Below are 23123 nucleotides of genomic sequence, written 5' to 3' on the forward strand. Positions count from 1 at the left end.
CAATTCTTCCATCATTCAATTCTTTGGCTTGAAGCTCCGGATCACCTTCAGGAGCTGATCGATTTGCTCATCGGTGAAGGTGCCCTTGAAGGCGGGCATGCTGCCGTTGCCGTTCTTGATCACGTCTTTGATCTTGTCGTCGGTCATATCCTGAATCTCTTTGGAGCGCAGGTCTTTGACCTTCAGCATCTTGCCCATGTCGGAGCCGGCGCCGTCTTCGCCATGGCACATGACACAGTTTTTCTTGAAGAGATCCTTGCCTTCTGCCGGCGGATCCTGCGCCAGCGCGGCGGTAGAGAAGGTTGCGACAACAGCGACGAGGGGAAGGGTACAGCGAAGAAGAGACACGGTGGCAACTCCGTCGAAGAAAGAAATTGATCTTGCTGGTCGATTCCATCCGCACGGCTACACGATGGATGAAGGAACGATACACGGTTTCAACTACGGTTCGCCAGCGGGACGCAGCGACAACCGAACATGTAAGCTGCCCGCATGGCTATTCGTGTGCAATTCTGGGGCGCAGCCCGTACGGTTACCGGATCTTCTCATCATTTGGAGTGCGCTGGACGCAACATCCTGCTTGATTGCGGCTTATTTCAGGGCCGGCGGCGTGAAGCCCGCGAGATCAATATGAACTTCGCTCTTCCTCCGGAAGAAGTAAGCGCCATTGTTCTTTCCCATGCACACATTGACCACTCCGGGAACCTGCCGGGATTTGTCCGCGAAGGCTACCGCGGTCCTATCTATGCCACACCGGCAACCATCGATTTATGCGATCCCATGCTGAAAGACTCAGCCCATGTGCAGGAGAGTGAAGTTGAGTTCATCCGGAAACGCGCGCGGCGAAAGTTATCGATCGGGCGCGATGGAGCAATTGACCAGCCTGTCGATCCGCTGTACTCGACGGAAGACGCGGCGGCTACCATCGGACTCTTCCGGCCAATGCAGTTGCACGAGCGCCAGGCTCTCAACGGCTCCACCGCAACAGAAGGATTTGCGGTTACACCCTATGGCGCCGGACACATGCTGGGTTCGACCTGCGTTCTGATGGAAGGTACAGAGAACGGGAAGACAACACGCGTGCTCTTCTCCGGAGACGTCGGCCGTGCCAGCCTTCCCATCATCAAAGACCCCGAGTCAGCACCAGCTGCTGACTACCTGATCATGGAGAGCACCTACGGCAACCGCCTGCACCAGCCCATTGGACCCGTAAAGAACAAGCTGGCTGCTCTCATCAAACGTACGGTTCAGCGCGGCGGGCATATCGTGATGCCTGCCTTTGCCGTGGGACGTTCCCAGCAGGTGGTGATGATGCTGCACGAGCTGATACGGGAGAAGAAGATTCCCGAGCTTCCGGTCTACCTCGACAGTCCGCTCGCCACCAGCGTGACCCAGGTCTTTGAAAAGCACACTGAGGAGTGGGATGCGGAGTTGGCGGCGCTGGCACAGCAGACCACACCGTTTGCGTGGAAGCACATGATCTACACCCAGACGGTGCAGGAGAGTAAGGCCTTGAACCAGATGCACGTGCCGTTCATCGTGATCTCGGCCTCAGGAATGTGCGAGGCCGGCCGCGTGCTGCATCACCTGCGCAACTCCATCTCAGATCCCCGCAACCTGATCCTGTTAACCGGCTACCAGGCGGAAAATACCCTGGGCCGCCGCCTTGAGCGTCGCGAACCTGAGGTCCGCATCTTCGGCGAATGGATGCGACTGCGCGCCGAGGTCGACTCGATCGGCGAGCTGAGCGGCCACGCCGACCAGAAGGAGCTTCTGGACTGGATGGAACCGGTCACGAAGACGCTGAAGAAGGTCTTCCTGGTCCATGGCGAGCCTGAGGCGCAGCAGGAGCTCAAGGCAGAGATTGAAAAACGTTACCGGCTGCCAGTGGAGATCCCGGCACGCGGCGATCAATACGTGCTTGAATAGGGAGGCGTCGTCCGGTTCAATAGAAAGCAGAGGTCGCCCGCTTGCCGCGCATCCACTTCCACCAACAACTCGCTGCGTTGAAGGATAAGCTGCTCGCCATGGCGGCCCTGGCGCATCAGGTGCTGGAGTACTCGGTGACGGCCTATGTCAAGGGGGACATGTCGCTCTGCGCCCATGTGCTGGAAATTGAAGCCGCGATCAATGCCGCCGAGCGGGAGGTGGACGAGATGGCGTACGAGCTGCTCAGCCGCGAGCAGCCCATGGCGATCGACCTCCGCTTCATTCTTTCGGTGATCAAGATCAATGGCGACCTGGAGCGCATCGGCGACCAGAGCGTCAATATCGCCCAGCGTGCGCGTACGCTCGACAAGCTGCCGCGCGTCTCTCTGCCGGTGGACATTGTGCGTATGGGCGAGCACGCCGGGAAGATGACCCAGTTGGCAATCCAGGCGCTGGTGGAGGGCGATGCCGCCATCGCCGACCAGGTGCTTGCCATGGACGACGAGATGGATCTCATGAACCGGGAGGTTCAGGATGTGATGGTGGAGCTCATGCAGGAGAAGCCGGAGACCACCGATTACGCCCTGAACGCCATCATCATTGCCCGGAACCTGGAACGGAGCGGGGACCACGCCACCAATATCGCCGAGGACGTCATCTTCTGGGTCCGTGGCTCGGACGTACGGCATAAGTTTGCCTTGGCGGATGCGGACTAACTTGACTCCGGCTCGTCCGACCGATAGCCTTAATCAGATGCAGACAGCGAAAAATTCGTGTTGTTGTCCTGTCTGCTGCTGCGTGTGACGTCTCCGTCTTTGAGTATTCCTCCGCAGCCAGCGCCCGCGTTCTAATCGCGGGCTTTGTTATTGAAGCTTCAAGAATTTCTCCTAACCTAACGATTCAAAGGAACTTAGCAACGCCATGATGTCGCCTGATGCCGTGCAGACCGCTCCCGTAAAAGAGACCAAGGCCCAGAAGTCTGAGCGCCTGAAACTTGCCAAGAACCCGTGGGAGTCCTGGGCGGATGTGGAGGGGTTTGCGCAGGCTGGCCGTGACTCGGTCGCCTCTGAATGGTCCGGGCTCTACTTCAAGTGGTGGGGAATCTACACCCAGGGCGATGGGATTGGAGCCGTTGGCGGCGTAGGCGGCGAAGGCAAGACGACCGAATACTTCATGATGCGTATTGCCGTTCCCGCCGGCTTCCTGACCAGCAAGCAGGCGCGTGTCGTTGCCGACCTGACGAAGAAATATGCCCGCAACCTCGCCGACGTCACGACCCGGCAAGCTATCCAGTTGCACTGGCTGACCATCGAGTCGCTGCCCATCATCGTGCAGGAACTGGAGAAGGTCGGTCTCTCTCCTAAGAGTGCCTGCGGCGACGTCGTTCGCAACGTGACCGGCTGCCCGCTGGCCGGTATCGATGGGGAAGAGATTGCCGATGCCTCCGGCCTCGCCAGGGAAGTTGCGGCTGAGATGAACGGCAATCCGGAGTTCTACAACCTGCCGCGTAAGTTCAAGATCGCGGTGAGCGGATGCCCGGTGTGGTGCTGCTATCCGGAGATTAATGACCTCTCGCTCACGGCCATCAAGCGCGGCGACGAGCTCGGCTACAGTCTGCGCGTTGGCGGCGGTCTCTCCAAGGAGCCGCACATGGCGGTCCGCCTGCCTGTCTTTCTCAAGCCGGAGCAGTGTGTTGAGGCTGTGCGTGGCGTTCTGCGCATCTACCGGGAGCAGGAGGCGCTGCGTAAGGACCGTTCCAAGGCCCGCATCAAGTACATGTTCATGGAGCAGGGCTGGACGGCTGAGACTTTCACCGAAGAGCTGCAGAAGCGCGTCAGCTTCACGCTGGAACCCGCGGTTGAAGAAGTGCTTCCGGAAGATGTCTTCCGCGACCACTGCGGCATCCGGAAGCAGAAGCAGGAGGGCCTGAGCTCGGTCGGTATGAGCGTTCTGCGCGGCCGCGTGAGCGGTGAGCAGCTCGAGAAGGTGGCCGACCTGGCTGACGAGTTCGGCAACGGCGAACTTCGCACCACCATCATGCAGAACCTGATCATCCCCAACGTTCCGACGGAGAAGGCGCAGGGGCTGGCGGCGGAGCTGGGCAAGCTGGAGCTGCACGTCGATGGCTCGGTCTTCTGGCGTGGAACCGTAGCCTGCACCGGCACGGAGTTCTGCAAGCTGGCGATCAGCGAGACCAAGGGCTTCTCCAAGTGGCTGGTGGATGAGATTGAGGAGCGTCTGCCGCAGTTCGATCAGCAGATCCGTATCAATGTGACCGGTTGCCCGAACGGCTGCGGCCAGCACTGGATCGGCGATATCGGCTTGGAAGGCAAGAAGGTTAAGGTCGACGGCAAGATGGTCGACGCCTTCAACTTCGCCGTAGGCGGAGCGGTCGGCAAGTATCAGCGTCCGGCGCGCCCGATCGGCTATCGCGCGGCCGCAACCGAAGTACCCGAAGCTATCGAGCGTCTGCTGCGCGGCTACCTGGCCAAGCGTGAGCAGGGTGAGAACCTGCGTTCCTACTTTGCCCGCACCCCGGATGAGGAGCTTCGCAACCAGCTCGCGGGAACAGGTCCGGCGACGATTGGAGAGTAACAGGCCATGAGCAGTCTCTTCCCCATGTTCCTGAAGCTCGACAGCCGTAGATGCCTCGTCGTAGGTGCCGGCCGGATTGCCGATGGAAAGGCGGAGGGATTGCTTCGTGCAGGCGCTGACGTGACGGTAATTGCGCCGGAAGCGAATGACTCGGTTCGAGCCCTGGCTGCGGCCGGGCGGGTGACCTGGCACCAGCGTGAAGTGCAGGCCGGAGACACGGCCGGTTTCTTCCTTGTGGTTGCCGGAACCAATGTTGCCGCGGTGAACCGTGCTGTCGTCGATGAAGCACGCGCCGCGAATATCCTCGTCAATGCTGTGGACGATCCGCCGTACTGCGATTTCTACTACGGCTCGATTGTTGAGCGTGGAGATCTGCAGATCGCCATCTCGACCGCGGGTGAATCTCCCGCTCTGGCACAGCGTCTGCGCAAGGAGATCGACGCTCAGCTTCCGGCGAATACAGGGGAGTGGCTGGCCGAGGTAGGCAAGCTGCGCCGTGAAGTAATCGAGATGGAGCCGGCCGCCAATGACGAGCGGAAGTGGATTCTGCACCAGCTTGCCCAGCGTGAAACCTGTAGCAAAGACGATTGCCCGTCACGTACGATGGCCCGCGAACATGCCGCTGAGGTGACGCGGAAATGACGACGGCACGCAAAGGCGTTGTCTACCTGGTTGGTGCAGGCCCTGGCGATCCTGAGCTTCTGACGGTGCGAGCGGTACGGCTTCTTGAGACCGCGGACCTGGTGCTGCACGATGATCTTGTGCCCAGCTCGGTGCTGGCGTTGATTCACGCTGGAGCCGCGGTAGAGTCTGTCGGCAAGCGCTGCGGTCGAGCCCGCATCACGCAGCAGGCCATCAATGCCATGCTGGTCGAAGAGGCCCGAAAGGGGCTCTCGGTCGTTCGTCTCAAGTCTGGCGATCCCATGGTCTTCGGCCGCGCTGCTGAGGAGCTGGATGCGTTGCGCGAAGCGGGCATCCCCGCGGTGGTCGTCCCTGGCGTCTCAGCCGTCTTTGCTGCTGCAGCCTCGTTGCAGACACCTCTGACGGACCGCCGCTCCGCCTCACGGCTCATTCTGGCAACGGGCTCTCATGCCGAAGGCAAACAGGCTCCACCGCTCTGGCAGGGAATGCTGCCCGACGAGGCGACGCTGGCGGTCTACATGCCCGGACGCAACTTTGCTGCTACCGGAGCCGAGTTGTTGGCCAATGGCATGGACGCAACAATACCTGTCGTGGCGGTTTCTCGCGCGGGGCAGCCGGAACAGTCTGTGGTGATGGGGCGTGTCGGCACCATGCATGCTCTGGAGCCCGGTCACGCGCCTGTGCTTCTACTGGTCGGCAGAGCGCTGGAAGATGTCGTCTCAGGGAAGATAGCCGTAGATCAGGGCCTTCGCCCGCTTCTCGCGGAACTCAGTTAACCCTGTCTCCCATGTCGCCACAATATCGTGCGGATCCTTGTCCGTCTTGATGGCATCGATGGTTGCCTGATTCACTACCAGCCGGTTCGCTCGATCGAGGTCGAACTGTTGCGGATAGAGGTGATGCAGTGCTGCCAGGATCTCAAGACCCAAGGCAGGTCCATCCAGCCGCGTACGATCCGTCACCACAATGCGCACGCCTGGGATCGACTGTCCGTGAAAGGGATACTTGTGCTCATCTTCGCTGACCTTCAGCGTGGTGGCCTCGAAGCGCACCTGCGTGATCTTGCGGGTGTTCAGGTAAGCCACCAGTTCATCCGCTTTGATCCACGGGGCCCCGAACTGCTCAAAGGGGAAGTCGGTGCCGCGGCCGATGGAGGCATTGGAAGTCTCCACCAGGCCTAGCGCCGCGTAGGTGGTCACGGAGGCCATCGTGCGCAGGTTTGGGCTAGGATTCTGCCACGGTAGTCCCGTCTGATCGAACCACAAGCCACGGATGTAGTTCTGCGTGCGGACAACGGTCAACGGTGCGTCCAGCGGCTTGCCGTTCGGTCCGAGTTTGTTCTGGTTGAAGTAACGGGCCACTTCGCCCAATGTCATGCCGTTCTGTGACGGCAGATTCGCCATGTAGTTGGTGTAGGCATCGTGGCCGGTATCGGAGAGCGGTCCGCCGACGGTTGTGCCCGCCGGCATCGCCGGACGATCGAGAATCACGATGTCAAGACGATGGTGGTACTGCTGCTCTTCCTGGGCGGCTGCGTCGAGGAAGTAGCCGACCTGGGCCTCGTACGTGTAGTAGCGGAAGCCTGCATCCTGCAGGTCGACAAAGACGGCATCGAGGTTGGCGAGATCCTCGTGCTTCGGATGACGCGCTGCTACAGACGCATAGAGCGAGATAACTGGCAGGCCCGATGCCTTGTCCTTGCTGGACTCGATCCCTTCGCGGTCCTCGGCTCCCAGAATGCCGTGCTCCGGCGAGAAGAGCGTCGTGAGCTTCAGCCCAGGAAGGCTGGCGTGGGTAAGGATATCGATGGTGCGCTTCCCATTGCGATCGAGGCCGGTGTTGTTGGTCAACAGGCCGATGTTCAGGTGGTTGTTATGGTGCGCGAGTAGCGGCTTGAGCTGGGCGAAGCTCTGCGCCTCCAGGGAGTCGATGCCGGGCAAGATCTCTCCTCCGGTCGCCGTCTTCGATCCGGGCGTGTAGAGGTTGAGCGCCTGTGCTGCCGCGGTTGCGATCTTTCCGCGCAGCGGCGTGATCGGCGGACGTCCTTTGGGATGAATCGCGTTGGCCAGCAGAATCACATAGGTGTTGCTGCGCGGATCCATCCACAGGCTGGTGCCGGTGAAGCCGGTGTGTCCGAAACTGCCGACAGGGAAGAGGTCGCCGCGCGGCCTGGAATAGGGCGAGTCGATATCCCATCCATAGCCGCGCAGATACTTGGCTCCTGTCGGTTGCTCCGGTTGAGCCATCAGCTTCAGTGTCTCGGTCTTGAGGGGGAAGCTCGAAGGCCGTCCCGCGAGTTTATCGAGCAGAGCCTGCGCGTAGATCGCGACATCCTGCGCGGTGGAGAAGACTCCGGCATGCCCAGCCACCGAACCCATGCGCCGTGTCGTCGGATCGTGAACCGATCCACGAATGAGCTGGTCGAAGTGTGGATTCACCTGAGCATTGAGCTCATCGTCATGTGCCGTCGGAGCGATTCCGGGAATCAGTGTGCCGGGCCACGTCCACTCCGCGCACTTATACATCGCCTTGCTGTCCTCGTAGACCAGCGCCGCGCCGACCTTTTTCGCATGTCCGCAGACCTTATCGAAGGGCAGGTAGCGGGTGTGCGTCATTTGTAGCGGTTCGAAGATATGTTTTTGCGCATAGACGTCGAGCGATTCCCCCGAGAGCTTTTCGACGAGAGCTCCGGCGGTGATGAAGTTGATGTCCGAGTAAACGAACTTCGTTCCTGGCGGATTGATGGGAGTCGTCTCCATCGCGCGCTTGATGCCTTCGGCTTTATCGGGAGCCGCGAGTCCCCACGGATCCTTCAGCGAGACATCAGGAGCCAGCCCCGAATGATGTGTCAGCACCTGCCGGATCGTGATCTTTTCCTTGCCGTTAGCGGCGAATGCGGGAAGATACTTTGCTACCGGATCATCAAATTGGAACTTGCCCTGCTCATAGAGCTGCATCATCGCCGTCGCGGTCGCGATGCACTTGGTCAGCGAGGCCATGTCGAAGATCGTCTCTTCCGTCATCGGCTCGGCTGCGGTGGAACCATCCGGACCGATCTCGCCTGCAACCTTGCGGTCTCCGTAAGCTTTATGAAAGACAACCTTTCCATCGTGCCCAATGACAACGATACCGCCGGGAAGTTGTCCGGCCTTCAGAGCGTCGGCCATCAGCGTATCGATGGAAGAGAAGTCCTGTGCGTGCAACAGGGTGCTAACGGCGAACAGAAGAGCGGCGGCGAAGACTTTGCGCATGGCGATCATTTTGGGGATAGCTTTCAGTGATTGGCGGTTGCGTTAGAGCATTTCCCTGTAGGTGTAGTGTAGGGCTTCCGTATCTATGGGCGTTTTCCGCGATGAAAACGCCGCTGTACATTCTTTCCGGGATACCCAGCAACAGGGAAAATGCTCTTAGTTGTCGGTTGGCTTTTCGGCTTTGTCGACGACAAGCGCGGAGACCGGGCCGTGCGTTGCGACAATCCTGAGGCCGAGCTGTTCCTGCAATGCGATGAAGAGCGGTGGGCTGGGGGCATCGTTCGACGCGCGAGGCACCTCGCCTCCGAACTGCGTCTCGTCTGGAGCCCACTCCAGGTCGAAGTCATAACGTCCGGTCAGGCCGGTCTTATCCACCACAGGCCGGTCGAGCATCGCACGCTGCATCATGGCGGCTAGTTCGCCAACCGTAGCGTTGCGTGCCGGTAGCACGATCTTCGATGGGGGATAGACCGTGGCAATCAGCGCAGGCGGATCATCCGCTTTCATCGTGCTCGGTTTCAGCTTGGCTCCATGGGGCGCAACGGTGAGCTCATAGATGGAGAAATCCTTCTGCTCCCGGTGAAACGCAAGATGGAACCGTTCGGTGAGCAGGCTGCGCAGCATAGCCATCTGTTCCGTGCGGACTGGCTTGATATCTCCCGGTGTCAGGGCGTCGATGTTGTAGTGCTCCGAATCGAGCCAGTCTGGTCCACCGGAGATGGTTCGCGGATTTAGATCATAGGCCGCCGCGATGAGCAGCTTGAGCGTGTAATCGCGGGCGACGAAGCGGTTATTGCTCTCCATGCGGAAGTAGCGGCCGCCCTGCGGGTTGTGTTCGATGGGTTTGACGGTTGCGACCTCGAACCCATCGAACTTCGGCCGAGGTGTAGATGTCTGCTGCGCGGAAAGAACCGCGGTTGCGGCAAGAGTCGCGGTGGAGGCTGCCAGAGCTGTGATCAGAAATCGCCGGATCATAGAAGACCTCACGCAGGATCTTTGGATTGAACGAGGCTGATGCCCGCTCCGACGGCGACCGTTACTGCCGAGCCGAGCAGCACGTACCAAGTGTAGGCAATCGGCGGCAAACCCGGAATAGCTGGGATCAGGTGGATGCTGCTTAGCCAGAGCACCAGGTTGACGGTAAAGCCCGCAACCATGCCTGCAATCGCTCCCGTCTGGGTTGCGAACTTTGTCAGGGTTCCCAGCAGGAAAACCCCAAGTAGGGAACCGTATGCAACCGAGGCGATGGAGAGCCCGGTCTCGACCACATGACCTTTGCCGCCGGCAAAGACAGAGTAGACGGCAATCGCAAAGAGGATCACCGCCCACACCCCGGTGGCGAGACGGGACAGGTTGGTACGCTCGCTCTCCGTTGCCTGTGGGCGGATCCGCATATAGAAATCGACGACCGTAGTCGATGAGAGCGAGTTCAACGCCGCGCTCAGATTCGACATCGCTGCCGCAAGAATGGCGGCGATCAGCAGGCCAGCGATGCCCGTCGGCATCTCGCGCACGATGAAGGCCGGGAAGATACGGTCGGCGCTACTGAAGCCCGGTGTTCCGCTCGTCGGCTGCCCGTAGAAGACCCAGAGGCCTGCGCCGATGATCAGGAACAGGAGGAACTGCAGAAAGACAACGCCGCCGGACGCCAGCAGGGCAAGGCGGGACTCCTTGAGATTCTTGGCGGCCAGCAGGCGCTGCACCATCAACTGATCGGTGCCATGCGATGCCATGGTGAGGAAGGTCCCGCCCAGAATACCGGCCCAGAAGGTGTAGGTCTTTACCAGCGAGAAGCTGAAGTCGAGCCAGTGCAGTTTGCCTGCGGCCGACGCTACATCATGGATATGTGTCCAGCCGCCGGGGACATGGCGGCCAAGCGTAATCAGGGCGACGAAGGTGCCGGCGATATAGAGCGTCATCTGTACGACGTCGGTCCAGATCACCGCGGTCATGCCGCCTTCGAAGGTATACAGCAGCGTCAACGCGGAGATGATGGCGATCGACAGGATGTCATTGGTGCCAATCGCCAGTCCCACAACGATGGAGATGGCGAAGACGCGCACACCTTCAGCAGCGGCTCTCGTGATCAGGAACAGACCCGCGGTCACGGTATGCAGGGTAGGTCCGAAGCGGCGGCGGATAAGCTGATAGGCCGTAAACAACTCGCCGTGAAAGTAGCGGGGAAGAAACAGGACGCAGATCACCAGGCGTCCGATCATGTATCCCAGCACAAGCTGCAGAAAACCGAAGTTCGAGGTGAACGCGATGCCGGGGACCGAGATGATGGTCAGTGTGCTGGTCTCTGCCGAGACGATCGAGAGGGCAATGGCCCACCACGGAATCGTCTTGCCGCCCAGAAAGTAGGAGCTCAGCGATTTGTCCTGCGACCGGAAGCGCAGACCGAAGAGAGTGATGCCAACAAGATAGGCGGCCACAATGGCTAGATCGAGCGGGTGCAGGCGAGTCATCCTACGTGTGAGTGTACGGGCACGGTATGATCACTGGCTATGGCGTTTTATCTGGGAATGGATGCCGGGGGGTCCCGCACCCGCGTGGCTGTCAGTGAAGATGGTCGGGAGCTGGCCCGCGCCGAAGGTGAGAGCGTCAAGACGCTGCGCATCGCCGAGGGCGATGCCGGAGCGCTTCTTGTCGCGGAAGATCGTCTTGGAGCGCTGCTAGAGGAGCTTGGTTCGAAGGCCGGCGTGGATCTGCGATATGTCGAGCGGAGCAGCGTCGGACTTAGCGGTGCCAGCGTTCCTGCGGTACGGGAGTTTGTGGATCGCGTGCTTCGCCGCCGTGTGGGCGGAACAGTCGAGATTGTAGGTGATCAAGTGATCGCGCTCGATGGGGCATTTCCCGGTGGCGATGGGATCCTGGTGATCGCGGGTACAGGATCAAACATCGGCGGACGTTTTGGAGATGCGCTCTTTGGTGCTGGCGGCTGGGGGCCGATGCTTGGAGACGAAGGCTCCGGCCACTGGATCGGCCTGGAAGCCCTGCGGTCAGCCACCAAAGCACGAGATCGAGGAGAAAATCCGCTGGTGCTTCGAGAGGTGATGCGGGTCTGGAATGCAGAGAGCATCGGCGATCTGATCGCGGTGGCGCATCGTCCAGGGACTTCTTTCTCCGGGTTATCGCAGGTAGTCGTTGCATGCGCGGATCGCGGAGATGCCGTTGCCATCGATGTCCTGCGACGCGCCGGTGAAGAGCTGGCCGCGCAGGTGGTGGTGGTGTGCGGGAAGATGCGATCCGCCGGTTTTGCTGCTCCAGCGTGCGGCGTTGCGTATACGGGCAGTGTCCTCGGAAAGATCGATCGTGTCAGGGAAAGCTTCAACGCTGCCGTTCTACGGCAGATTCGGGGAGCACGGTTCGTTGAGGGAGAGGTAGACGCGGTTGTCGGAGCGTTGTGGAGAGCCGCTCACCCGCGCTAGCACCCCAAATCTGGGTGGGATATTCGGGGTCCCCGGCGAACTTGGTTCGCTGGGGTGAACTATTCGAGCGAAGCTCGAATCGTCTCTTGTGTGAATAACGTGGGTGCCCCAGATACGCGAAGCTTATGTGGGAGTATCGAGCGAGAGCTCGATCAGTAATCCAGAAAAGCGGTCTCGCTTCGCTCGTTGCCCCACCCTTCGCTTACGCGAAGAATGGGGCAACGATGTAGTGGTTACGCTAGAAATGCACCGCCCATGCACGTTGCCAACAGCTTCCCATCATCCGTAAACAGATTCAGATTCGCAAGCTGTCCTTCCGCAATCACCGGTGCTTCCAATCCAAGCATCGTCGCTGGATTCGTGCTGGCCAGTCCTACTGCAGTGGCCAGAGACGTACCAGTGAAGGCACGAACATTCTCAATCGCCTTATCGAGCGTGAGAACACTTCCTGCCAGAACACCGCGTGCGGTAGCGCGTCCATTTGCAACGGTCACTTCGAAGTCGCCAAGGATGTAGGTGCCTTCGGGCATGCCGGTGGCAGAGATGCCATCGGTGACCAGAATGCCGCGATGCGGCCCCTTGGCCTTGAGCCAGAGGCGTACCAGCTCTGGCGCGACATGGACGCCGTCACAGATGAGCTCTGCAAACAGAACATCTCGATCGAGAACTGCACCCAGCACGCCAGGTTCACGGTGATCGAGCGCTCGCATGGCGTTGAAGGTGTGGGTTGCAGAAACAGCTCCCAGGGCGATGGCTGCATCTGTCTCGGCCAGTGTGGCATTGGAGTGTCCCACCGACACACGAACGCCTTTCTCCGCCGCGCGGCGAATCACATCCAGCGCACCTGGCTCTTCGGGAGCGATGGTCAACAGGCGAATGTGTCCACGTGAAGCTTCATAGAAGCGGTCAAACAGGTCCACACTCGGCGGCTGAATCAAGGCAGCGGCGTGGACGCCACGTTTGCTGTGCGAGACGAAGGGGCCTTCCAGGTGGACGCCGACGGGGCGGGCTTGGCCTGGCTGCGCCGGACCTTCGATGATATCGGCCAATCCACTCAGTGCCTGCAATGTGGCATCGATCGGAGCGGTCACGGTCGTGGGTAGAAACTGCCCAACACCACGTGTTGCCAGAAAGCTTGCGACCGCCGATAACGCAGTCGGGTTTGCCTCCATCACATCGTGATTCGCTGCTCCGTGCAGATGGACATCGAAGAGCGCGGGAGTGATGGTGGCATTGGGGAAGTGCTTGGCGCCGGCCGGCGTTTCACTGCTCTCGCGAGTGGAGATGTGTGCAATGCGGCCGTCCTCAAGGGTGAGGATGGGGTTTTCGACAATGCCCTGCGATGTAAGGGCCCGTGCGGCTGTAAGAATCGTAGACACTACTCGGTTATGTTACCTGTTCTGGAATTTCGTTATCGTACGGTGGCCGGCGGTGCGGGAATCCCCAGATCGCTGGCGGGTGGCAGTGTGCGGTCGTTTGTCCACTGTCGTTGCGCTGTGCGTACCTTGTCGATACGCGAGAGCCATAGCTGAATGGTGAAGTCGTAGCGCTCCAGATTATTGCGCAGGAAGTAAGGCCGGTTCGACTTGAGCCATGCCGTCTCATACAGATCACGCAACAGCGAATAGTTGTTGCGCAGGTCCTGCAGCTTTCCGTTTACGGCATTGATCACGTTGAGCTCGCGGCTTACCTCAAGACGGTCGTCGCGGGTCTTTGAGCCCTGCAGGCTGAACGCATGCTGGTATCCGGTTGCCATCTCGTCGGCGAGCTGGAACTTCAGGCCGATCAGGTCGAAGCGGCGCGCACCGAGCTCCAATGCGTCCAGCGCATCGGTTTCACGCAGGTTTGGGTTTGTTACGCGAGCCTTGGCAATCAACGTCAGCGCCGCCTCGGCATGCAGACGAAGCTCTCGCAGCACCGGGCGAAGCTGCGCCGCCTGCTTCAGTCCATCTGAAGACCAGGGATCGATCCAGAAGAGAAGGTCACCGCCGTCTGCCTTGTAGTCAGAGTCCTTCAGGACCTGGTGGCATAGCATCAGCTCCTTCTGCGCCTGATCGATGGAACCAGTGGTATCGCCATGGAAGCTGCGTCCATAGCTGGCCTGGAACACCGGGATCGAGGCCTGTCCCTGATGCCATGCGGCTTCCGCGCCGAACAGAATGCCGTACCAGTCGTTGTTGGCCAGGGCCTCACCATCGTCGCGCCAGATGGTGTTGAGCTGACCGGTGGCTCCGAGCCGCTCTCCATCGGCGGTGAAGTTCTGGATGTTGGAGAGCGCGTAGTTGTTATTGGGATAGACGCGCGACCAGTTGTTCACGCCCGGTGAAACCCAGGTCTCGAAGGCTGCATTGGTGAAGGGAGTGATGTAGCTGTCGAAGCTCGCATGCGGGTTGTACTCCCATGCCACGGCCAGCGTATCCCGCTTGAACTGCGCGGGCATGGCCTTCAGCAGAGCCGGCTCCTTGTAGGCGATATCACCCCAGAAGAGCAGACGGCGGTTCAACGGCTTCAGGTCGGTGACAATCCGCTGCATGAAGTCGAGGTAGACCGGACCAAGCCCGCGGGTATCGACATCGGGTTTCGTGGCGCCTTTGCCCAGGTCCACCGTCTCATCGGCGCCGATATGTAAGAACGGTCCAGGGAAGATGTTCGAGAGCTCGGTAAACATATCCCGGATAAGCATGGTCGAGCCAAGCGCACCAGGCGCCAGGACATGTCCGTGCGGTGTCTCCGCCAGCGGTGTGTACTGCTCCCAGTTGAGCAGGTAGTGGAGGTGTCCGAAGGCCTCCTGCTCGGGAATGATGGTGATGTGCAGTTTGGCGGCGTAGGCGGCCAGCTCGCGTGCTTCGGCCTGGGTCAGATGACCTCCGGGCGGCTGCATCAGCGGATGTCCGGTGTACTGCATGGTGTGCTCGAAGTAGGGCGAGTAGATGTTGACCTTGTAGGCCGCCAGCACCCGAAGCTGCTTCTTCATGAAATCCAGAGTGGGGAAAGGGCCTCGCGAGAGATCGTCGTGCAGGCCGCGATACTTCAACGCCGGCCAGTCGCGAATGGTTGCCGTATGCAGCACGGCCTGTGTTCCATTCCCATCGATAAGCTGTTTCGCGGTCTGCAGGGCATAGAAGACTCCGCTTGCGGTGAAGCCTGTCAGCGCAATGCCTTGCTTGTCGGGGATGATCGCATACCCCTCAGCTTTGATGGCATCGTCGGGCTCCTGGGGTGCGCCTTTCGGCAGAGCATCCGTGTAGATCGACTTCGCATTGGCGCTGCTGCCGTAGCGAGTGACGAAGATATGGATTGGAGCTCCGGCTGATGGGGTGGCAATGGAGCGGGATGCCAGGAACGTCTTGAAGTCGTCTAACGCGAAGGCGTCTTCGGGATCACACGGAGAGGCACAGGTCACCTCGATGCCCTGGGTGAGGGGATAGGTCTCACCCGCTGCTACCTCGCGAGGAACTGGGATCAATGCAAGCTTAGGCGGAGTGGTGTTGGCAGAGGATTGAGCAAACAGGGAAGCAGAGCAGCCGAGGAGGATGGCTGCAGTTAAACGATGTGCCATGCAGACCACCGTACATCAGCGCTGTGGAAATGGAAATGTCGGGAATGCGACCATGAAGTGATCGATCAATTTTTATGACCGGGAGAGATGTTTCAATGCGGTTTTGGAGTATTTGGTTGGTAGGTGTGGCATTGCTGTTGGGCGGAGGCGCAGCAGACTCAGAGGCCCAGGAAGCACGGAACGAAAGCGAAGAGACAAAGGCGCTGCGTGCGGAGATGGCTGCCATGCGCAAGGAATTGCAGGCGCAGATTGATCTGCTGAAAACACAGTTGGCGATGAGCCGCGGCGCACAGCCGGTTGCCCCTGTGGTTCCGGTGCTGGCAGCGAATGTGGCTCCGGCCGTCGCTCCACCCACAGTTGCTCCTGCGGCAGCTCCGGTCGCCGTGGCGGAGTCATCCAGTTCGGCCGCGGTAACACCTGTCCCGGTCAAGCCTGCTGAGGCGGTTGTTGCTGCCGTAAGGCCTCCGGCGGCGGCCGATGGACCATCGAGCTTCCGTTTCAAGGGTATTTCTCTGACGCCCGGAGGCTTTCTTAGCCTGGATACGATCTACCGCTCAAAGGCGATGGCCTCCGAAGTGAACACCATCTTCAGCCAGTTGCCCTATGCCGGTTCAGGAATGGCGCATGTGAGCGAGTGGTATGGCAGCGGACGCCAGTCGCGCTTCAGCCTGCTGGCTGAAGGCAAGACTGGCTTCGGAAAACTGACCGGCTATTTTGAAACTGACTTCGTTGCTGCCGGAGCGACCTCGAACAATAACCAGTCCAACAGCTACGTGCTGCGGCAGCGCCAACTTTGGGGGCAGGCTGCCTTCAACTCCGGCTGGACCTTCACTGCGGGCCAAATGTGGACCCTGGCCACAGAACACCGCCGCGGCACGGAGCCACGCGCTGAGAGCCTTCCAACTGTTCTCGATGCTGCCCAACACATCGGTTACACCTGGGGTCGGCTTGGTTCGGTGCGTGTGACGAAGAAGTTTGGAGAGTCGGTACAAGGTGCCTTCTCACTGGAGCAGTCGCAGGCGCTGTTCAGCGCAACCAACGCCCCAAGCAACTTCTTCCTCGGAGCTCCGGGCAATGCACTGGGAGCCTATAACCCAGGCTTCAACTACACCGAAAATCCGGCTCCGGATGTGCTGGCGAAGGTCTCCTACGATCCAGCTAAGGGAGGTGTGTGGCGCGGACACTACGAGCTTGGGGTGATGGGCCGTCTCTTCCGCGACCGTTACTATCCAGCGGGCTCGGCGACACCGCAGAACGACACCAAGGCAGGCGGTTCCTTCTTTGTCAGCGGGCGCGTTCCAGTCGGACAGCGGTTCGAGATCGGTGCGAAGGTGCTCGCCGGTCGCGGCGTAGGCCGTTACGGTGCAGCCACTCTGCCGGATGTAACAGTGCATCCGGATGGAACGCTGGCGCCGCTGCGTGGCGCTCAGGCGTTCTTCCGCGCGGAGTTCAAGGCGACGAAGAAGCTGGATCTGTTCACCTACGACGGCCTGGAGTATACGCAGCGGCTCTACTACCGCGACAGCAATGGAACGCTGGTCGGTTACGCTCCACCGTCCATGGTGAATACGGGCTGCGCGGTCGAAGCTGCTCCCACTGGGAATACAGGATTCGTTCCCGGCACGCCTGCGAACTGCGTTGGCGCGACGCGTATGTTGACCGCGCGCTCTGTCGGGTACGTCTATCGCTTCTATGACGGTCCGGCGGGGCGTTTCCAGTTCTCGACGGTCTACAGCTACCTGACTCGCGATGGATGGGCTGGCGTGGGTGGAGCTCCGCGGGCGACAAACCACTTTGTCTACACGGGAGTTCGCTACTTCCTGCCGTAGTAGGCGGAGATAGAGCCAAACAGGAAGGGCCGGCATTTGCCGGCCCTTCCTGTTTGTTGCGGAATGACCCTAGCTCTGCTTCAAGCCTTCGAAGTAGCACCGTTCGGTCATCGCACAGAAGACGTGTTCAAGGGCCAGGTGGCACTCCTGAATGTGGGCGGTAATCGACGATGGAATGATCACGGTAAAGTCGCAAAGGCCTACCATCCGGCCGCCATCCTTGCCGGTGAATCCTACGGTAATCATGCCGCGTTTCTTCGCTTCATCGATCGCCGCAAGGATATTCGGAGAATTGCCTGAGGTGGAGATTCCAAAGAAGACATCCCCCGTGGCGCCGAGGGCTTCGATCTGACGGGAGAACAGACGGTCGAAACCAAGATCGTTGCCGATTGCCGTCAGATTGGAGCTGTCGACTGTCAGTGCTACGGCGCGCATCGCTGCGCGATCATGCACCAGGCGGCAGACGAACTCGGCGACCAGATGCTGAGCATCGGCGGCCGAGCCTCCGTTACCCGCGACAAGAAGCTTGCCTCCTTTGAGCATAGAGGCGGCGGTGGCTTCAGCAGCGGCGGCAACGGTGGATAAGATGGTTTCGTCAGCCAGAACTTTTTGAATGGTGGCAGCAGTTCCGTTGAGATGTTCGCGGACGAGGGATGTCATGCCCCTAGTTTCTAGGGCAGCCGTAGGAGGCGCAAGTTAATCCTCTCGACGGCGCCACCTTGACGACGGAGTTGCATGGACTTGATAGGCTGTTTGTTGTGAGGATGAACAAATGCTGAACGAAGCACGTTTGTTCCCGGCGGAGCCGGGTGTACGAAAGATTGCAGAGAAGCTCTATGAGACGGTGCGGGACCTGCCTATCGTCTCTCCGCACGGACATACTGACCCGCGCTGGTTTGCTGAGGATCCGGCGTTTCCTGATCCCGCCGCGTTGCTGATTCAGCCGGATCATTACGTCTTCCGCATGCTGTACTCGCAGGGCGTCAAGCTGGAGAGCCTGGGTGTGCCGCAGGTTGACGGCATGCAGAAGGCGGACTCGCGTGAGGTTTGGCGGATCTTCGCCAAACACTATTACCTCTTCCGCGGCACGCCAACGCGTATGTGGCTGGACTATACCCTCGAAAAGCAGTTCGGCCTCACGGAGCTGCTGACCGAGAAGAACGCCGATACGTTCTATGACACGATTGCGGCGAAGCTGCAAACGCCTGAGTTCCGTCCGCGTGCTCTGTTTGAGAAGTTCAATATCGAGACGCTCGCGACGACCGACTCTCCGCTCGATAGCCTTGAATATCACAAAGCTATCCGTGAATCCGGATGGAAGGGACGTGTGGTCCCAACCTTCCGTCCCGATGCGGTGGTTGACGCTGAGTACGCCGACTTCCAGGGCAACCTGAAGAAGCTGGGTGAGCTGACCGGCGAGGACACCTCCAATTACAAGGGCTATCTGGCTGCGTTGCGCGCCCGCCGCCGTTTCTTCATCGAGATGGGCGCAACCGCTACCGATCATGGCCACCTGACGGCAATGACAGCCGACCTGGGCGAGGCCGCGGCAAGTGCTCTGTATGCCAAAATCCATGCCGGTACAGCCGATGCCAAGGAGATCCAGCTCTTCCAGGCGCAGATGCTGACCGAACTGGCCGGCATGAGCGTGGAGGACGGCCTGGTGATGCAGTTGCACCCCGGTTCTGTGCGCAATCACAATCTCGGCATCTACAAGAAGTTCGGCCGCGACAAGGGCGCCGACATCCCGTCGCCGACGGAGTATGTCCGCAACCTGCGTCCATTGCTGGATAAATACGGCAATGAGCCTGGATTTACGTTCATCCTGTTCACGCTCGACGAGACGACCTACAGCCGTGAACTGGCTCCGCTCGCCGGACACTATCCGTGCCTGCGGCTGGGCCCGGCCTGGTGGTTCCACGATTCGCCGGAAGGCATGACGCGCTTCCGCGAGCAGGTGACCGAGACCGCCGGCTTCTACAACACGGTTGGCTTCAACGACGATACGCGCGCCTTCCTGTCGATTCCTTCGCGTCACGATGTGGCAAGGCGTATCGACTGCGCCTTCCTGGCGCGGTTGGTCGCTGAGCATCGCATCGAGGAGCAGGAAGCCTTTGAAGTAGCCCAGGACCTGACCATCAACCTGGTGCGTAAGGCATACAAGTTGTAAAAAACGTGACGAGGGGATGGGCCGGCACGCTGTCGGCCCTTTCCCTTCGGCCTTCCTCGCAGCAGCGTTCCGAAATGCGGCATTTCAAGTGGTTTTACCTCTTCAGTAACCGTTTTCTCCGTTCCTTAGGGAATGCAAGTTTCCTCACGATAATCATGGCGCCGCTTTTCGTTGATATGCTTGGTGTCATAAAATTGGTTCGACCAGTTACGGAAATGAGGAATTAGTTCGATGAGTGATGTATTGCGGCTTCCACGGTTTTCGATCGGTACCGGCGATCGGTTCGCCCACCAGGCAAAGGCGCAGCTTCAGGCCTGCGTGAATGCAGCTAAGGCCGGTGTGGAGGTGGTGCCGGTATGGAACAAGTCGAACCGTGAGCACACCATCATTGGCAGCGAGCCTTCGCTGACGCGTGCCGCCGCCGATGCTGCTGTAAAGGCGCTGGGCTGGGATAAGCCATACTTCCTGGACGCGGACCATATCAATTTGAAGACGATGGGACGCTTTGTCGCTCCCTGTGACTTCTTCACCATCGATGTGGCGGACGATATCGGCAAGCCCGCGGCGGCTGCCGATGTGGATGCTTTTGTGGCTCGCCATCCGGAGCTGGTAGGCACGGTGAACATTCCCGGTATTGCCGAGCCGTTCCGCACCGATGAGGCTTTTGTACGCGGCGTTGCCAACAAGTTTCTGGGCGCCGTGCAGGAGGCGGGAAAGATCTATCGCGCCATCCTGGAGGCGAAGGGTGAGGGCAAGTTTGTTCCTGAGATCTCGATGGACGAGACTGATCTGCCGCAGACTCCGGTGGAGCTGCTGATCATCCTGGCTGCGATTGCAGACGAGAAGGTGCCGATCCAGACGATCGCTCCGAAGTTCACCGGCCGCTTCAACAAGGGCGTGGAGTACGTGGGCGATGTCGCTCAGTTCACCCGCGAGTTTGAGGAAGACCTGGCCGCGATCGCCTTCGCTGTGAAGAACTACGGCCTGCCGGAAAACCTGAAGCTGAGCGTCCACTCCGGTTCGGACAAGTTCTCGATCTATGCCGCGATTCACAACGCTGTGACCAAGACCGGCGCGGGCGTTCATCTCAAAACGGCCGGCACCACCTGGCTGGAAGAGGTGATCGGCCTGGCAGAGGCCGGCGGTTCGGGCCTGGCGATTGCGAAGGAAGTGTATGCCGAAGCGTTCTCGCATGCCGATGAGCTGATGGCGCCGTATGCCACCGTGATCGACATCAAGAAGGAACAGCTTCCGACGGTAGAAGAGGTCAATGGCTGGACGAGTGAGCAGTTCGTGGGTGCGCTGCGTCACGTGCAGAGCAATCCTCTGTACAACGCGAACTTCCGTCAGTTGATCCATGTCGGCTTCAAGGTCGCGGCGAAGATGGGGCCGCGTTACCTGGAGGCTCTGGAGGCGAACGAGGAGATCGTCGCCAAGAATGTGACCGAGAACCTGTGGGAGCGCCACATCCGTCCGGTCTTCCTGGGTGAGTAATACTTGTAGAGGAATACAAAAGCGCGGCAGAGCAGGTGCCGCGCTTTTTGTTTGAGGCGAAGATGATTCTGGTTTTGATGGGAGTTTCGGGAGCAGGCAAGTCGACGGTCGGTCATACGCTGGCCGAACGGTTGAATTGCCCGTTTGCCGACGCGGATGATTTCCATCCGCCTGCGAACAAAGCGAAGATGGCGTCGGGACAGCCGCTGAATGATGAGGACCGCCAGCCTTGGCTGGAGCGGCTGAACCAGCTGATGCGTGAGTGGCACGAGAAGGGAAGCAGCGGCATCCTGGCGTGTTCCGCGCTGAAAGACAAGTACCGCGTGATCCTGAAGCAGGGAATGCCGGAGGGAACGGTGCAGTTTGTGCTGCTGGATCTTCCGAAGGAGACGCTCACAGAACGATTGGCCGCGCGTAAACACGAGTACATGAATCCGAAGCTGCTGGACAGCCAGTTGGCTACGCTGGAACGCCCGTCTGATGCTGTTATCGTGACGAATGACAGGCCGATTGAGCAGGTTGTAGACGAGATTTTGAACAAGGTGAAGTAGGAGGGGAAAGATGGGGCACAAGCTGTTTGATCTCACGGGCAAGACTGCCGTGGTAGTGGGAGGAACGTCGGGCATTGGCTTGGCGATGTCGCTGGGCCTGGCAGAGGCCGGCGCGGATGTGGTGGCGAGCTCGCGCCGTCAGGAGCAGGTGGATGAGGTTGCCGCGAAGATTGAGGCCCTCGGGCGGCGTTCGCTGCGTGTTCCGACGGACGTAAACGACCGTGCGACACTGCAGACCCTCGCCGACAAGACTCTGGAGACGTTCGGCAAGGTCGACATCCTGATCAACTGCGCCGGCAAGATCAAGCGTGAGCCCACTCTGACGGTTCCCGAAGAGACATGGGACGACATCATGAGCACCAACGTGACCGGCACCCTGCGCGCCTGCCAGATCTTCGGCAAGCACATGCTGGAGCGTGGCTATGGCCGCATCGTGAACATCGCTTCGCTGAACACCTTTGTCAGCCTCAAGGAAGTCTCTGCTTACGCGGCCAGCAAGGCTGCCGTAGGCGCGCTGACCCGCTCGCTGGCGGTGGAGTGGTCGTCCTTGGGCGTAACCGTCAATGCGATTGCTCCGGGTGTCTTCCGTACGGATCTGAATGCCAAGCTGCTCGACGAGTCTCCGCGTGGACAAGAGCTAAAGATGCGTACACCGATGGGCCGCTTCGGTAAGACCGAAGAGCTGGTCGGTGCGGCGATCTTCCTGGCGAGCGATGCTGCTTCGTTTATCACAGGCGAGATTGTGGTGGTCGACGGCGGCTTCCTGGCCAGCGGTGTGAACCAGTAAGCTTTCGCGGTGAACCAGAAAAGGAGCGCCAGTGGCGCTCCTTTTTCATTGAAAGCAATGGTTCCTTAGCGCGCGAGCCATCCGCCATCGACGTTCAGTACCGTGCCGGTGATGTAGTTGGCAGCGGGGCTGGAGAGGAAGACCGCGGTAGCGGCGATATCTTCCGGATCACCCCAGCGGCCGGTCGGGATACGTTCGAGGATTTGGCGATTACGGGTCTCGTCGTTACGAAGCGGCAGCGTATTGTCAGTTGCAATATAGCCTGGAGCGATCGCGTTGACCTGGATCCCGCGAGGCGCCCATTCATTCGCCAGCGCCTTGGTGAGCTGTGCCACAGCGCCTTTGCTGGCGGCGTAAGCAGGAACACGGATGCCGCCCTGGAAGGAAAGCAGCGAAGCGATGTTCACGATCTTGCCTGGAGCCTTGCGTTCGATAAGCGCACGGCCGACGAGCTGCGAGAGCTGAAAGACAGAATTCAGATTGATCTGGATGACGCGCTGCCAGTCTTCAAAGGGATAGTCGACAGCTTCGTGACGGATAATGGTGCCGGCATTGTTGATAAGAATGTCGATGTGGCCGAACTTCGCCGTGACCTCATCGAAAAGTTGCTGGGCGCCTTCCGTCGACGAAAGATCGGCCTGAAATGCGGCAGCGTTGCCGCCGATGGAAGCGGCGGTAGCTTCTGCCGGGCGCGAGTTGCCATGGCAGGCAACCGTGGCTCCGGCTTCAGCAAGCGCCTGAGCGATGGATGCGCCGATTCCTGCGGAGGCGCCGGTGACAAGGGCTACTTTGTTGTCGAGACGAAAATGATCGAGTACTGGCATGGGTCTGGCAATAGATTACGGGAAATCAGGCAATGGTAGAACCAGTTCTGATAAGGTGGGT

Annotated in this window: 19 protein-coding genes; 11 read left to right on the forward strand and 8 right to left on the reverse strand. The window is 59.8% G+C overall.

Annotated elements, in window-relative coordinates; translation table 11 throughout:
* Positions 1–15: 15 nt before the first annotated feature.
* Positions 16–348, reverse strand: a complete 333-nt coding sequence (locus FTW19_RS12910; protein ID WP_147648018.1) for a c-type cytochrome — start codon at positions 346–348, stop codon at positions 16–18.
* Positions 349–492: 144 nt separating this feature from the next.
* On the opposite strand from FTW19_RS12910, the gene FTW19_RS12915 reads away from it, so the two are divergent.
* From FTW19_RS12915 to cobA, 5 genes are all read left to right on the forward strand, one after another.
* On the forward strand, positions 493–1929 hold the full coding sequence (locus FTW19_RS12915) for an MBL fold metallo-hydrolase RNA specificity domain-containing protein (protein ID WP_147648019.1): 1437 nt from the start codon (positions 493–495) through the stop codon (positions 1927–1929).
* Between the two features lie 41 nt (positions 1930–1970).
* The gene (phoU, locus tag FTW19_RS12920; RefSeq protein ID WP_147648020.1) at positions 1971–2645 is read left to right on the forward strand and encodes a phosphate signaling complex protein PhoU; all 675 of its coding nucleotides are present in this window, start codon (positions 1971–1973) and stop codon (positions 2643–2645) included.
* Positions 2646–2850: 205 nt separating this feature from the next.
* The gene (locus FTW19_RS12925) at positions 2851–4524 is read left to right on the forward strand and encodes a nitrite/sulfite reductase (RefSeq protein ID WP_147648021.1); all 1674 of its coding nucleotides are present in this window, start codon (positions 2851–2853) and stop codon (positions 4522–4524) included.
* Between the two features lie 6 nt (positions 4525–4530).
* A complete protein-coding gene (locus FTW19_RS12930) occupies positions 4531–5166 on the forward strand; it encodes a precorrin-2 dehydrogenase/sirohydrochlorin ferrochelatase family protein (protein ID WP_147648022.1) in 636 nt (211 codons plus the stop codon).
* Positions 5163–5942: a uroporphyrinogen-III C-methyltransferase gene (gene cobA / locus FTW19_RS12935; RefSeq protein WP_147648023.1), complete on the forward strand. Its 780-nt coding sequence runs from the start codon at positions 5163–5165 to the stop codon at positions 5940–5942. The genes FTW19_RS12930 and cobA overlap by 4 nt, the downstream gene beginning before the upstream one ends.
* Here the strand turns inward: cobA and FTW19_RS12940 are convergent.
* The 3 genes from FTW19_RS12940 to FTW19_RS12950 all read right to left on the reverse strand — a co-directional run bounded on the left by FTW19_RS12940 (position 5886) and on the right by FTW19_RS12950 (position 10885).
* Positions 5886–8417 (reverse strand): serine hydrolase, encoded by a 2532-nt coding sequence (locus FTW19_RS12940; RefSeq protein ID WP_246153271.1) that lies wholly within the window; start codon positions 8415–8417, stop codon positions 5886–5888. The two genes, cobA and FTW19_RS12940, sit on opposite strands and share 57 nt — an antisense overlap.
* A 156-nt stretch (positions 8418–8573) precedes the next feature.
* Entirely contained in the window at positions 8574–9392 is an 819-nt protein-coding gene (locus FTW19_RS12945; RefSeq protein WP_147648025.1) for a TIGR03435 family protein, read from the reverse strand.
* A gap of 8 nt (positions 9393–9400) precedes the next feature.
* Positions 9401–10885 carry a sodium:solute symporter gene (locus tag FTW19_RS12950; RefSeq protein WP_147648026.1) on the reverse strand — a complete coding sequence of 495 codons (1485 nt, stop codon included), beginning with the start codon at positions 10883–10885 and terminating at the stop codon, positions 9401–9403.
* A gap of 39 nt (positions 10886–10924) precedes the next feature.
* Here FTW19_RS12950 and FTW19_RS12955 point away from each other — a divergent pair, with 39 nt between their 5' ends.
* Complete coding sequence (locus FTW19_RS12955) at positions 10925–11848, forward strand: BadF/BadG/BcrA/BcrD ATPase family protein (protein ID WP_147648027.1); 924 nt, start codon at positions 10925–10927, stop codon at positions 11846–11848.
* A 233-nt stretch (positions 11849–12081) separates the two neighbouring features.
* On the opposite strand, the gene nagA is transcribed toward FTW19_RS12955, so the two are convergent.
* Both nagA and FTW19_RS12965 read right to left on the reverse strand, forming a co-directional pair.
* Positions 12082–13227 (reverse strand): N-acetylglucosamine-6-phosphate deacetylase, encoded by a 1146-nt coding sequence (gene nagA, locus FTW19_RS12960; RefSeq protein ID WP_147648028.1) that lies wholly within the window; start codon positions 13225–13227, stop codon positions 12082–12084.
* Between the two features lie 32 nt (positions 13228–13259).
* Positions 13260–15407 (reverse strand): glycoside hydrolase family 20 zincin-like fold domain-containing protein, encoded by a 2148-nt coding sequence (locus FTW19_RS12965; RefSeq protein WP_147648029.1) that lies wholly within the window; start codon positions 15405–15407, stop codon positions 13260–13262.
* 125 nt (positions 15408–15532) lie between these two features.
* Between FTW19_RS12965 and FTW19_RS12970 the strand changes: the two genes are divergently transcribed.
* Positions 15533–17236: a porin gene (locus FTW19_RS12970; RefSeq protein ID WP_187142954.1), complete on the forward strand. Its 1704-nt coding sequence runs from the start codon at positions 15533–15535 to the stop codon at positions 17234–17236.
* 69 nt (positions 17237–17305) lie between these two features.
* Here FTW19_RS12970 and FTW19_RS12975 read toward each other — a convergent pair whose 3' ends face one another.
* Positions 17306–17896: a D-sedoheptulose-7-phosphate isomerase gene (locus tag FTW19_RS12975; protein WP_147648031.1), complete on the reverse strand. Its 591-nt coding sequence runs from the start codon at positions 17894–17896 to the stop codon at positions 17306–17308.
* A gap of 112 nt (positions 17897–18008) precedes the next feature.
* Here FTW19_RS12975 and uxaC point away from each other — a divergent pair, with 112 nt between their 5' ends.
* The 4 genes from uxaC (at position 18009) to FTW19_RS12995 (ending at position 22238) form a co-directional block, all read left to right on the forward strand.
* Positions 18009–19406 carry a glucuronate isomerase gene (gene uxaC, locus FTW19_RS12980; protein WP_147648032.1) on the forward strand — a complete coding sequence of 466 codons (1398 nt, stop codon included), beginning with the start codon at positions 18009–18011 and terminating at the stop codon, positions 19404–19406.
* Between the two features lie 231 nt (positions 19407–19637).
* Positions 19638–20900 carry a tagaturonate epimerase family protein gene (locus FTW19_RS12985; protein ID WP_147648033.1) on the forward strand — a complete coding sequence of 421 codons (1263 nt, stop codon included), beginning with the start codon at positions 19638–19640 and terminating at the stop codon, positions 20898–20900.
* 62 nt (positions 20901–20962) lie between these two features.
* The gene (locus FTW19_RS12990) at positions 20963–21451 is read left to right on the forward strand and encodes a gluconokinase (RefSeq protein WP_147648034.1); all 489 of its coding nucleotides are present in this window, start codon (positions 20963–20965) and stop codon (positions 21449–21451) included.
* Between the two features lie 10 nt (positions 21452–21461).
* The gene (locus FTW19_RS12995; protein WP_147648035.1) at positions 21462–22238 is read left to right on the forward strand and encodes an SDR family NAD(P)-dependent oxidoreductase; all 777 of its coding nucleotides are present in this window, start codon (positions 21462–21464) and stop codon (positions 22236–22238) included.
* A gap of 65 nt (positions 22239–22303) precedes the next feature.
* Here the strand turns inward: FTW19_RS12995 and FTW19_RS13000 are convergent, their stop codons facing one another.
* On the reverse strand, positions 22304–23062 hold the full coding sequence (locus FTW19_RS13000; RefSeq protein ID WP_147648036.1) for a glucose 1-dehydrogenase: 759 nt from the start codon (positions 23060–23062) through the stop codon (positions 22304–22306).
* Between the last annotated feature and the right edge of the window lie 61 nt (positions 23063–23123).

It is taken from the genome of Terriglobus albidus, assembly GCF_008000815.1.
Taxonomy (GTDB): domain Bacteria; phylum Acidobacteriota; class Terriglobia; order Terriglobales; family Acidobacteriaceae; genus Terriglobus; species Terriglobus albidus_A.